The organism is Abditibacteriota bacterium, assembly GCA_017552965.1.
Classification (GTDB): domain Bacteria; phylum Armatimonadota; class UBA5829; order UBA5829; family UBA5829; genus RGIG7931.
In genome coordinates this window covers 1-12,548 of record JAFZNQ010000024.1, presented here as the reverse complement: position 1 = coordinate 12,548, position 12,548 = coordinate 1, and the positions used below count along the sequence as shown (strand labels likewise).

11 protein-coding genes are annotated in these 12,548 nt (G+C 59.7%); 4 read left to right on the top strand and 7 right to left on the bottom strand.

The window, feature by feature from the left end; all coding sequences use genetic code 11:
* Nucleotides 1–7 precede the first annotated feature (7 nt).
* The 4 genes from IK083_03105 to IK083_03090 all read left to right on the top strand — a co-directional run bounded on the left by IK083_03105 (nucleotide 8) and on the right by IK083_03090 (nucleotide 3,093).
* The gene (locus tag IK083_03105; GenBank protein ID MBR4748546.1) at nucleotides 8–436 is read left to right on the top strand and encodes a hypothetical protein; all 429 of its coding nucleotides are present in this window, start codon (nucleotides 8–10) and stop codon (nucleotides 434–436) included.
* Nucleotides 437–547: 111 nt separating this feature from the next.
* The gene (locus tag IK083_03100; protein MBR4748545.1) at nucleotides 548–1,408 is read left to right on the top strand and encodes an alpha/beta hydrolase; all 861 of its coding nucleotides are present in this window, start codon (nucleotides 548–550) and stop codon (nucleotides 1,406–1,408) included.
* 14 nt (nucleotides 1,409–1,422) lie between these two features.
* Nucleotides 1,423–2,253 (top strand): alpha/beta hydrolase, encoded by an 831-nt coding sequence (locus tag IK083_03095; GenBank protein ID MBR4748544.1) that lies wholly within the window; start codon nucleotides 1,423–1,425, stop codon nucleotides 2,251–2,253.
* Between the two features lie 15 nt (nucleotides 2,254–2,268).
* A complete protein-coding gene (locus IK083_03090) occupies nucleotides 2,269–3,093 on the top strand; it encodes an alpha/beta hydrolase (protein MBR4748543.1) in 825 nt (274 codons plus the stop codon).
* A gap of 38 nt (nucleotides 3,094–3,131) precedes the next feature.
* On the opposite strand, the gene IK083_03085 is transcribed toward IK083_03090, so the two are convergent.
* The 7 genes from IK083_03085 to IK083_03055 form a co-directional block, all read right to left on the bottom strand.
* The gene (locus tag IK083_03085) at nucleotides 3,132–4,400 is read right to left on the bottom strand and encodes a hypothetical protein (protein MBR4748542.1); all 1,269 of its coding nucleotides are present in this window, start codon (nucleotides 4,398–4,400) and stop codon (nucleotides 3,132–3,134) included.
* 56 nt (nucleotides 4,401–4,456) lie between these two features.
* On the bottom strand, nucleotides 4,457–5,470 hold the full coding sequence (locus IK083_03080; GenBank protein ID MBR4748541.1) for a hypothetical protein: 1,014 nt from the start codon (nucleotides 5,468–5,470) through the stop codon (nucleotides 4,457–4,459).
* Between the two features lie 207 nt (nucleotides 5,471–5,677).
* Nucleotides 5,678–6,598 (bottom strand): hypothetical protein, encoded by a 921-nt coding sequence (locus tag IK083_03075; GenBank protein ID MBR4748540.1) that lies wholly within the window; start codon nucleotides 6,596–6,598, stop codon nucleotides 5,678–5,680.
* Nucleotides 6,599–7,025: 427 nt separating this feature from the next.
* A complete protein-coding gene (locus IK083_03070) occupies nucleotides 7,026–10,352 on the bottom strand; it encodes a hypothetical protein (GenBank protein MBR4748539.1) in 3,327 nt (1,108 codons plus the stop codon).
* A gap of 62 nt (nucleotides 10,353–10,414) precedes the next feature.
* On the bottom strand, nucleotides 10,415–11,029 hold the full coding sequence (locus tag IK083_03065) for an IMP cyclohydrolase (GenBank protein ID MBR4748538.1): 615 nt from the start codon (nucleotides 11,027–11,029) through the stop codon (nucleotides 10,415–10,417).
* A complete protein-coding gene (locus IK083_03060; protein MBR4748537.1) occupies nucleotides 11,029–12,114 on the bottom strand; it encodes an aminoglycoside phosphotransferase family protein in 1,086 nt (361 codons plus the stop codon). Before IK083_03060 ends, IK083_03065 begins: the two co-directional genes overlap by 1 nt.
* Nucleotides 12,111–12,548 (bottom strand): GDP-mannose 4,6-dehydratase (locus IK083_03055; protein ID MBR4748536.1); only part of this gene is annotated, 438 nt, incomplete at its 5' end. The genes IK083_03060 and IK083_03055, both read right to left, overlap by 4 nt.

The window sequence follows — 12,548 nt, the reverse complement described above, 5'->3', positions numbered from 1 at the left end:
GACAGTGATGAACGTCATACAGCTGACAGTATTTATAGAAAACAAAGTGGGACGGGTCCTCTCCCTCACGGAGAGCCTGGCCGAAAACCATATCAACCTCATGTCCGTCTGCGTGGCCGACACTTCGGAATACGGTCTGGTCCGGCTCATAGTGGACAAGCCGGAAGCCGCCCGGGAATGCCTGAAGGAAAAGGGCTTCTCCGTGCGCCGCACCGAGATAATCGCCGTAGAGCTGCAAAACGTACCCGGCAGCCTGAACAAGGTCATCCGGACCGTGGCGGATGCGGGCCTGAGCATAGAATACATGTATTCCTTCTTCGGAGAGCTGTCGGGCATGTGCTACGCAGCCATGAAGTTCGGAGACATCGAGGCGGCGGAGGCCGCCCTGCGAGAGGCAGGCTTCAACATCCTGAGCCAGGAAGAATTGGGCAGCTGAGAGCAGCCGGGAGCTCCCGCAGACGCGGGAGCTTTTTTTTGCCCCGGAGGCAGAAAGCCTCCGGGGCAAAGTGTGCTATAATAGACTTGGAATAATTCATGGGAGACACATATGAGAATGCTTCTTTTGGTATTGGCGGCAGCGCTCCTCCTTTGCGCGGGAGCCTTTGCCCAGGAGATAAAGACAGAGAAAAACGTGGTTTACGGACAGGGCGGCGGACATGACCTCATCATGCACGTCACCGAAGTTGACGACGGCGTGGACTTCAAGCCCGCCATGGTGTGCATCCACGGCGGCGGCTGGGCCGGAGGCGAGCCCGACGCCATGCTGGGCATGGCCGAGGGTATGGCCAAGATAGGCTTCAAGTGCTTCAGCATCCAGTACCGGCTCACGGGAGAGGCCAAGTGGCCCGCCCAGATCATAGACTGCAAGACCGCGGTGCGCCATATCAGGGCCAACGCCAAAAAATACAATATCAATCCGAACCGCATAGGGGCCATGGGCCATTCTGCCGGGGGGCACCTCTGCTGCATGCTGGGCGTTCTGAAGCCCGGGGAATATGAAGGAGTGGAGCATCCCGCCGTATCCTCGCAGATACAGGGAGTAGTGAACTACTGCGGCCCCGAGGACTTCGGCTACTATCTGACCCTCACCCATCTGCCCCCTCCCATCAGCATCCGGGACGACGCCCTGGGCTGGCTCTTTGACGGCACTCCCGAGGGCAGAGACTACTGGATACCGGAGGCAAGCCCCATCACCCACGTGTCCAGAGCCTCGGCTCCCCACCTGCTCATCCACGGCACCACCGACGACCTGGTGTGGTACCGGCAGGCGGAGCCCTACCGGGACAGGCTGAGAGCCTGCGGCGTCCGCTGCGACTGGGTACTGGTGGAGGGCGGCTGGCACATCATAGACAACTATGACATCTGGCCGGATATAACCAAATTCTGCAAGGAAGTATTTTTCAAATAAGAACGGGGAAGAGTATGATAAAACTGATACTGTTGGCGCTGTTGCCGGCGGCGCTCTTACTCTGTACGGGAGCCTTTGCTCAGGAGATAAAGACCGAGAGGAACGTGGTGTACGGGCAGGCCGGCGGCCACGACCTCATCATGCACATAACGGAGGTCGAGGACGGCGGGGACTTCAAGCCCGCCATGGTGTGCATCCACGGCGGCGGCTGGGTGGCCGGCGAGCCGGAGGGCATGCTGGGCTGGGCCGGGGAAATGGCCAAAATAGGCTTCAAGTGCTTCACCATACAGTACCGGCTCACGGGGGAGGCCAAATGGCCCGCCCAGATAGAGGACTGCAAAAAAGCCGTGCGCCATATTAGGGCCAACGCCCGGAAATACGGCATCGACCCCAACCGCATAGGGGCCTTCGGCCATTCCGCCGGCGGGCACATCTCCTGCATGCTGGGCGTACTGAAGCCGGGAGAATTCGAAGGGGAGGAGCATCCCGCCGTGTCCTCGCAGGTGCAGGGCGTGGTGAACTACTGCGGTCCGGAGAATATGGCCGCCTTTATGACGGACGGCCTGTATGACAATCTCTTCGGCGGCGCCCCGGGGAGCGACAACAGGACCGCCGAGGCAGACCCTAACGCCCACGTATCCCGGGCCTCCGCCCCTCACATCCTGATACACGGCACCATCGACGATCTGGTGCCCTGGCAGCCGTCGGAGCCCTACAGGGACAGGCTGCGGGCCTGCGGAGTGCGCTGCGACTGGCTCCTGGTGGAGGGGGGCTGGCATATCATAGACAACTATGACATCTGGCCGGAGATCCGCAAGTTCTGCCGGGAAGTATTTTTCAAATAAGCGGGGACGGATAATATGTTAAAGCTCATACTCCTGATACTGCTGGTGACGGCAGGCCTTGCCGCCTGCGCTCAGGAGATAAAGACCGAGAGGAACGTGGTGTACGGGCAGGCGGGCGGACACGACCTCATCATGCACGTGACCGAGGTGGACGACGGCGGGGACTTCAAGCCCGCCATGGTGTGCATCCACGGCGGCGGCTGGTCCGCCGGCGACCCGGAGTCCATGCTGGCCTGGGCCGGGGAGATGGCAAAGATAGGCTTCAAATGCTTCAGCATACAGTACCGGCTCACGGGCGAGGCCAAATGGCCCGCCCAGATAGAGGACTGCAAAAGGGCGGTGCGCCATATCAGGGCCAACGCCCGGAAATATGGCGTAAACCCCAACCGCATAGGGGCCTTCGGCCATTCAGCAGGAGGCACCCTCTGCTGCGCCCTGGGCACCCTGAAGCCCGGGGAATACGAGGGAGAGGAGCGCCCCGCCGTGTCCTCACAGGTGCAGGGCGTGGTGAACTACTGCGGACGGGAAAGCTTTTTCGCCCCCATCAGCGACGCCGTATACGCCAGGCTGTTTGACGGCACGCCCGAGGGCAGAGACTACTGGGTCCCGGAGGCCAGCCCCCTGACCCACGTGTCCAGAGCCTCGGCTCCCCATATGCTCATCCATGGCACTGCCGACGACGTGGTCCTCTACAAGCCGTCGGAGACCTACAGGGACAGGCTGCTGGAGCGCGGCGTCCGCTGCGAATGGCTCCTGGTGGAGGGAGGCTGGCACATCATAGACAACTATGACGTGTGGCCGGATATCGGCCGCTTCTGCCGGGAAGTGTTCTTCAAATAACAAAAGGCAGGCGGAAAGCCTGCCTTTTTTGCCGCGTTCTAATACGACGGTTCTCTGGACGTGTCGGCGTTGAAGCCTCTTGCCAGGATATACTGGCCCAGGCCCATCTTGATGCCTCTGTCTTTGAGTTCGTTGTGCCATAAGATCGAAGCAAAGCAGTGCCTGTCATTGTCCATATTGGCTCTGACGTCCTCATAGTCCAGCTTCACCTTTTTGTGGACCACCAGCCCGTTGTCGTATTCGAGGCGGACGATGTTGTCCGTCAGCATCCTGCCCGACTTGATCATCGGAGTGAAGCCCTCGTCCGTCACGAACCAGATATAATAAAAATAATCATCTCTGGAATCGTAAACGTCCACAGATGGAAGTCCGTTGTCAAAATATACGCAGTCAACGCCTTTGTCGGTGACTACTATATAGCCGTCTCCGTTTTCCCGGACGCTCAGGGGAGCAGCAGTTGCCGAAGCCCATACCAGGGTCCCGTCCTTTGTCTTCAGCGCAGACAGGGCGCTTTTGTAGGGATTGGGATAAAACCAGCTGCCGTCCGAGAGCTTGTTTTTGTCCTCCACCAGCTTCTGCGCTTCCTTTGCTATATCGTAGCGATACAGGGTCAGGCCTGCTCCGAAGGGCTCGGAACTGAGGAGCGTCCAACTCCCTTCGGCCTTCTGCGGAGCGTCGGTATATACGCAGGTAAAATGATCCCTTGACTCATACTCACCGGAATTATACAGTATGATATTCGCGGATTCCGCTGTTCTCGGAGGCCCGAAATCGCAGGAGTTTTTGATATATCCGGCAGACGGGTACACTCTCACGGTATAGACCCTGAGATCAGGCAGCCGGCCTGCCGTCTTCATGATGCCGGGCTTCTCCGCCTGTTTGTCCGGACCGTCTTTCAGGTCGTTAAAAATAATCTTTTTGCCATAGGAAGTCCTTTGGTCGGACACCACCGCAGTGTTTTTTGCCCGGAGTATATCGACCTTGCGGGGATGGCCTATGACATAGGCGGGATCAACGTTTTTGATCCATTCCGCCTTCTCTTTTGCTCTCTCGACTCTCATTTTCTCGGCTTCTTCGGGCGAAATGCGCATGGGAGCCGCAATGCTGATGCCTTTAAAGGGCTTGGGCTTCAGAATTTTCTTCTGCCCCGGCGCAGCGGCAGCCGGGGCCGGCCCTGTCTGCCCGGGCAGGACCGCGGCTTCTCCCGCCGCCTGGTCGGGAGCCTTGTTCAGCGCGGCGCCCACGCACACAGACAGCGCCAGAGCCGCAGCGGCAATAATAATGATAGTCACAGTAAGCTTGTTCATTTCGCAGTTCTCCTTTGTTTGTCAAATACCGCCGGCAGGGGCTCAGGGTATGCCTCTCAGTATCGGGGCTCCCGGGAAGTATCGTCTTTGATATCCCACGCGGGGAGATGATCCGGGCCGGCACTGGGCAATTTGACGTCGTTATGCCACACCACCGAAGGAAATCCCCACTTGACCGGCTGCCGGTCATCCCCGGCTATATCGGCGTAATCGTTGACGAAATCCTCCGGCGATATCACGACCTTGAAATGAACGACATAGCCGCTCTTATACCTGATGCGCACTATGTTCCTGGTGAGTATCTTTCCTTCTTCAATGGGGTATTCGGCGTTTTCCATATAGACGCCCTTATCAAACCCGCGGTTAAAGCTCTTGGTATACAGATCGGACACTATATTGCCGTTTTCAAGGCTGACGTATTCCACGCCCATGTCCTGCAATATGATATATCCTTTCCCCGAGCTGCGGACGTCCAGCAGTCTGCAGTGATCGTCCGCCCAGATGACTTTTCCGCGGTGCCTGAGCACCTGCAGCACCTTTTCATAAAACGGATTGGGTCTTACCGACAGCATATCACAATTCCAGGCGTCCTCGAAGATGTCGTATTCCGTCAGCTCAAAGCCGCCGTCAAAGCGCCTGACCGCAGCTTCGCTGTATTTGCGGGCAAAATCTTCCGGGTCTTCAAAGAATTTGGCGATAAAGTAGTCTCTGCCCGTAAGTATGTCATCCACGAAAAAGCCTTTCCTGCCGGGCTTGCCGCCGATCCAGTGACTGTATTTTATGATCCGTGACACCGCGTCGCCCCGGGTGGAGTAGAATCTTTTGTCAGCAAGATGCTCCTCAGGGATCTGGTTCCCCATGCGCTCAAGGGGCGAATCGTTCTTGATCTCCCACCTTTTCGGCTGACGGGGAGGAGCGGCCGGCTGAGACGGACAGACTATGGGCGGCGTGGCCACCGCTAACTGCCGTATATCCTCAGAAGAGGCGGCATTGCGAGTACCGCCGGCCAAGGTCAATAAGGACAGTATAGCCACGCATACAAGGATGAGGATCACAGATATTTTTGTCATACAGGTCTCCATAGAAGTGTATTATCGGTCCCGGTATTTGCGCCGGGGACCCGATCCTGTTGCGCTATATTACATACTTTTTATACTATTATACTATACGATTGCGCTGTCACGCAAGTTCCGCCGTAAATACCGCTTCGGACCTTTGTGAGAGCGGGGCGCCGGTCCCTCATTGAAATATGTTTGCTGTTTGTTGCGGCGGTTCCGTCACTTATACGCCGGCTCCCGGGCAGTGTCCGGGTCGTGATCCCAGGCCAGGTGGGTTTCGTTTATGTCGGCCTTGCCGTTGTGCCACAGGATGGCGGCGTAGGGAAACCGGCCTTTGTCGGCGTTGTTTTTGTGGTCGGAATACTTTTCGATCAGCCGCCAGTGGACCACCAGTCCGCTGTCGTATTCGACGCGGGCCACGTCATCCTTCAGCAGCCGGCCGCTTTTGATCCCGAGGACCGGCGCGCTCCCTCTGTTCAGCGAAGGGAACAGCGGCTGGTCATACAGATCAACGGCTGCGGACCCGCCGCTGCCGGGGTAAACAAACGCGACTCCCTTGGTGGTCAGCAGCGCGTATCTGTCCCCCTGCTTTTCGGCGGAGAGCAGCCTGTCTGTGGAAGATATCCACAGCAGCCTGCCGGCCCCGTCCGTGAGGAGCTCCAGATCGGACTTGTATTGTCCCTGGAATACGATGAAGTCACCGGGCACGCTGCCGTCGTGATCCTCCGTGTATTTCCGCGCCTCTTTTTCTATATCCAGGCGGGTCAGGGTCAGGCCGTCCTTCAGAGGCTCCTCCGTCTTTTTGTTCAGGGTCTCCCGAAAGCCGGAGGACGGATCCAGATACAGCCACGCAAAGTGATCGCTGTCCTCGCTGTCATAGGGATCCTTCACGCGGATAAAGTCGGGGCCCTCGGGCCGCCACTGGGTGGAAACGCCCTTCAGCTCCAAGGTGTTTCTTTCCAGCCCGCCCCATATCACCGAACGGACGGAATACACCCTGAAATCGGGGCGGCGCCGGTCGGAGCGCACTATTTCCGGGAGCTCAAAGTCCCGGGAGGACTCCCAGCCGTTTTCACCCGCGGTGATAAAGAAATTGCCTTTGTGGGCCTCAAAGGCTTCCAGGACGTCTTTTCTTTCCATCAGGGGGACGTAGGAGGGCCGCTTTGACGCGGCCGGCTTGGGCACCGGCGCCCCGTATCCCGGCATTCTGCCGCCCGACATTTTCGACAGCGCAGACACAGCCTGCGCGGCCCCGGCCTCCGCTGCCGGGTTCTCCGGGACCATAGACATTTTCACAGGGGCCTCCGCCTCCCGCGCCGTTTCCGCGGCCCGGGCAGATCTGCTGCAGCCGCAGAACAAGGCCCATGACAGTATCGCCAGGCACACAAGTATGATCGCAGGTATTATTCGTTTCATATCGTTCTCCTTTGACAAGCATTCACGATCCGGCTGTCTGCCTTGAGGATCGCCTCTGTTCCCTCATGAACAATTATATTATACCATACTTCGTTTAACACGCATCATTTTTACAAAAAAAACTATTTTCCTTAATATCCGGCCTGTCCCCTTATTCCGCGCCTGTTCCCCAGAAAACGATTCTTTCCATCTCTCCCCTGAAAATGAACTGAGGCTCCCTGACGTTGTAGGTCCCCAGGGTCAGAGGTCCCGGCAGGGGCGTGACGGCGGCTATGTGGGCGGAGGAATACGCCTCCCCGTCTATATACAGGACTCCCAGGCCCCCGTTTATCTCCACCCGCACCCGATAAAGGCGGCCCGGTTCGACGGGGGGACCGGTCAGATCGCCGCCGGAGGTGCGGAAGATCAGACGGTTTTCCAGTATCTGCAAAAACCAGCCCCTGTCCTGAAAGATCCCTTTTGAGAGCAGGACCGGCATGCCCTCGGCGGACGCGGGCCTGAAGGACAGGGAGAGCCCGAAGCCGTCCCCCATATCCATGCAGGGGTCTTCGGGCAGGGTAAAGTATCCTCCGTCGAATATCAGACGCCCGTCGCTGCCGGCGGAGCCGCCGGCAGCCCGGACCATGTCAGGGGTAACGGCCAGCTTTTCCGCCGGCGGCGGGTAGGCGCGGGAGCATTTTGCCGAGGCGGGCCTACCCTCTCCGTCGGCAAACACCGGGGTCACCGTATATTCTCCCGGCTCCTCCGGCCTGTGCCGGAACTCCCCGGCGCTGCCGGGCAGGGTCCATTCGCGGGCGCCGCTCCTGCCCCTGAACGCTATTTTGTACTCCCGGGGGGTCCGGGAGGCGGAGAGCGTCAGCAGCGCTCCCCCGGCGTCGGCGCGGAGCCGGACTCTGGCCTTCCCCGAGCCCGGGTCTGTCTCGACCCTTATGCTTTCGGAAAGGCCCGTCCCCTCTGCCGACACGGTATAGACGCCGCTTTCCCGGCAGGGAAACATGGGAGTGGCGGTGGAGACCGTTTTTCCGCCGGGAGTGGTCACGGTATAATAGTCCGCTCCCTGCACCCGGTCCCAGCAAATGAGCCGGGAAAAGGCGTCTCCCTTTTCGGTCCGGAGGACCAGGGAGCCCCGGGCATGGCCGGGGGAAAAGGGAGCCGGCTGTTCCGGCCGGGGCATCACCGTCTTGTATCGGCAGAACTCCCCTTCCGGAGTCTTTATGACGACCTGCAGGCAGGGAGGCTTGGCGTATTCCGCGGGAACAAGGGCGTATTTCACATAGCTTTCCGAGCCGGCGATCTCCAGAGGCACCGGCCCCTTGTCCGCGCAGAGAACAGCGGAGGCCTCTCCCGGGCAGATAAACTCAAAGCGCGTCTCCCGCCCCTCTGCGGCGCTGCCCTCCTGCCGGGGGAATATCACCCCGGGCGTTATTTCTTTTCCTCCGCCGCTCCCCTTCCAGAGGGGCAGCGCCTTGGCGTTGATGGTGGCAAGCACTCCGTATTCGCCTCTGGTGGCGATACGGCGGACGTAGGAATCGAGAGCCCGGGCAAGGAGCGCGTCGTCATACTCTCCCCTGACCGCCGACCTCTGGGCCTGGTTGAAGTCCAGCACCCACCTTATGCGGGCCAGCAGGCGCCGCAGGGAATAGGTGGAGCCGTATCGCTCGCCGACGGCCTGCAGCCGGGCGTATATGTCCGCCAGCTTGTTTTCCTGCTCCTCCGGTCCGGGGCCGAAGGCAAAGGGGGCGCATTCGTTTTGTCCGGCGCCTCCCACCCAGCGGTAGCCCAGGCTGTCCAGAGCCGAGAGCAGCCCGGCCACCTCCTCCCCGGGTCCGGGGAAGGCCTTTTGCGCCAGACCGTAAAAGTATCTTTCGGCAGTCAGGCTCCGGTCCCGGCACACGGACACTATATAGTCCCAGTCTTCCTCTATGTCCGCAGTCTCCCAGTGAATGCCCATTATCCCCCGGCAGCCCTTGTCCTGAGCGTCCTTCAGAGCGGCTTCCAGCGTATGGACGTGGGGCTGGGGATGCCAGGTGTCCCCGTCGTTTTCCAGCCACAGGACCGGCCATTTTTCCCTCTTTTTTGACACCATGCCGTAGCCTGTGTCTATACGGGGCTGAGGCTCGATCATATCCAGAGAGGAAAACACCACCGACTCCGGCAGCAGCCTGTCCAGCCCGGGATAATACTCCGCGGAAATGAGCCGCCGGTCTCCGCCCCAGCCGCACATGACCAGCCTCGGGGCCCGCTCCCTTTTGGCCAGCTGCAGCAGGGCCAGCTCGGCAAACTGCTCCAGCCTGGCCCCCTCGCAGGCTCTGGCAAAGGCGCCGGCAGGCGTATCCTGATAGTAGGGCGGCTGCCCCTTGGCGCCGGAGACGGCCTGCCTGAATATCTGCTGCCTTTCCAGACCGTAGTCCTCCAGGGGGCTGCCCTTCTCTCTGGCTGCCGGCAGGATGTGCAGATTGTAGCTTTCGGGGAAGCCCTGGGCCCCCTGGGTCTCCTGCTGCCACAGGGCGATATAGTCCAGCCCCGGATAGGTGTCCAGCAGGCTGTTGATGCGCCTGATGAAGCCGTCCCTCACCTCCGGCCGGGTGGGGTCGCCGGCGATCTCAAAGCCCAGGCAGGTCTCCAGGCCCCGGGCCCGGGCGTAGAGCAAGGCGTCCTGCAGCACCTCCTGCTCCGCCTCTATGGCCCGGTCGTCGTCGGGTATGAGAGTGGTCTCCGCGCCGAAATACTCTCTGTCGAAGAGCCTGCCGGTGCCAAAGGCAAAATCGGCGGTGGACGTGGGAACAGTCCCCCATACCGCCGAGGCGGAGGACAGCAGGCGGCTCCCCATAAGGTATTTCCCGTCTTCCCTGTAGGCGGCAAAGGGTTCGCTGTCATAGGTATGGAAGGCCACTATATTGCCCCCGGTCCTCAGCAGGTCGTCGATATAGGCCCGGTAGTCCCCGGGGTCCCAGGCGGTGGGCCCGTCAAGGAAATTGTGCCAGGGCAAAAGGCCCCGTTTGGCAAAGACGGGCTTTTCCCGCAGGGTCCCGGGCAGATGCTCCGACAGGCTCCCGGGAGCCTGATACCCGTCTATAAAGAAGCAATAGCCCATGCTCCGCAAAAAGGAGTAGGCGGCGTAAACAGCGCCGCGGGGACCGCCGCCGCAGACAAAGAACACCCGGCGGCCGCCGATATTCTTCTCGCACGTCAGGCTTTCCTCCTCCGCCAGCCCGGCGGCGGAGGGCGCGTATTTGCGTATACGGGGGTTGGCCCCATAGGTGCCGAACACTATACAGCCGTCCTCAAGGACGGCCCTGTCGCAGGACACGGTCTCGGGGACCTGCTCGCCGGCTTCGCCGATAAACCTCTGCAGCTCCCTGACGGCCATTTGCTCGGAGACGGTGAGGTCCCCCGTTATTATCCGGCAGCCGGCTCCGCAGGCGGCAGCCAGCAGGATCGTCAGGGCGGCAAGGAGTATGGGGAAATAGTATCTCATGGCGGTATCTGTATAACATGTCCGGCGGGAAAAGCATTCCCGCCGGACATGTCTCTCGGTTCTCAGTTCTTTTTGTGGGGGTTGCAGACGGCAGTCTCGCCGCCGAAGCAGACGCAGGAGCACACTGGCAGCTCCAGCTCCCCGAAGCAGCCTCCGTCCACCACGTAGCGGGCGCCGGCGTCTGCGGTGTCAAAATCCAGGGCGTATTCCTTTGAGTCAAAATGGTTGAGCTCGTAGGTGGTGATGATCCTGCAACACCCGTCCTTCAGGTCAAAGCTCTCCACGTCGCAGCCGTCATCCCGGACAATGCCCAGATATCCCTTGCCGCCCCGGATGATGCCGGCTATGCGGGGGGTATTCAGGTGGTCCTTTTCGTAGCCCATCTCCTCCAGCACCGTTCTGAGGGCGGAGGCGGGGGAGGCCCCGGCCTCCAGGGCGTCAAAGATGGGGTCCGTGTGCGAACCGTTGGTGGCGATGATGCCGCCCTTTGATATCCTCAGGGCGTTGTAGGCAATATACGGATTGCGCTTCATATCCTCCGGATCCAGAGGCTGGATGGCTATCCCCTCGGGAACGGGCGCGGCGATCCTGTTGGGAAAGGAGCGGGAGGACACTCTGTAGCCCGCAAAGGCCTTGCCCCGGGCCATGCCTATGATCACAATTCTTCCTACGTACATTATTCTGCCTCCTTGATGCTTTTTATTCTTTTGGGGGTGAAGGCCGACTTGCGGGCGTCCAGCAGCTCTTCCATCTGCTCCACCATCTTCAGCTGGGTGCGGCAGCGGTCCAGATTGTGGTTTTCTCTGTGTATCTTGAAATACACGTCTCCGGAGAGGTGGTCGGTCATAAACCTGATGCCGTCCTCAAAGGTGCGCAGCTTGGCGGCCATGGCCAGGGTAGCTTTTTCCATGGCGTTGAGGCTGCCGCCGCAGCTTTCCAGAAAGCCCCGGCTGAAGGAGTCGTAATAGTCCATGTTGAAGACCACTTTGGACAGATCCTTTTCGTCCTCCTCCGCCATACAGCAGCCTATGCGGACAGCGTCGCCGAAGTCGTTGCCTATGATGCCGGGCATCACCGTGTCCAGATCTATCACGCAGGCAGCCCGGCCCGCTTCGTCAAACATCACGTTGTTGATCTTGGTGTCGTTGATGGTGACCCGGGTGGGTATCTCGCCCTTCTTCTGCAGGTCGGTCATAAAGGAGACCTCGTGCTCCCGGTCCATCATAAAGTCTATCTCTTTTTTGCAGGCCTTGAGCCTGCCGAATTTGTCGGCCTTGATAGCGGCCTTAAGAGCCTTGAAACGGGCCGGGGTGTCGTGAAAATGGGGGATGGTCTCATACAGGGTGCCTATGGGGAAATCCGACAGCAGCCGGGAAAAGTCGCCTATGGCCTTGCCCGCCTCATACATCATGTTGCTGTCCTTGATGAGCTCGTAGGTCACGGCGCCCTTGATAAAATCATACACGCGCCACCAGCAGCCCTTTGAGTCCTTGTAATAGGGCTTGTCATCCGTGGTGGGCACCACGTTCAGGGTGAGCTGCCCCTTGGCTCTGATGTGGGCTGTGACCCTGCTGATATTGTCCATCACCTGATCCGGCCGGGTAAACACCAGGTGGTTGATGCGCTGCAGCACGTATTTGTCCGTGACGCATTCCACGCAGTAGGTGTCGTTGATATGTCCGTTGCCAAAGGGATAACACTGTGTGCATATCTCTGCCAGCCCCCAGGCCCCCAGGACTTCTTCCATCTGTTTGTCCATCATTTTTTCTCCGTTTTATAACCCATGGGATTGGCAGACTGCCAGCGCCAGGTGTCCCGGCACATATCCTCGATCGTATAACGGGCCCTGAAGCCCAGCTCTCTCTCTGCCTTGGAGGGGTCGGCATAGCAGGCGTCCACGTCCCCGGGCCGTCTGGGAGCGATGACGTAGGGCACCCTTTGCCCGGTAGCCTTTTCGAAGGCCTTTACCATATCCAGCACCGAGTAGCCGTTGCCCGTGCCCAGGTTGTATATATGCACGCCGCTCTTGCCGGATATATGCTCCAGGGCGCGGAGATGCCCCTCTGCCAGGTCCATCACGTGTATATAGTCCCGGACGCCGGTGCCGTCATGGGTCCGGTAGTCGTTGCCGAATACGTTGAGGCGGGCAAGCTCGCCCACGGCCACCTTGCTGATATAGGGCATCAGGTTGTTGGG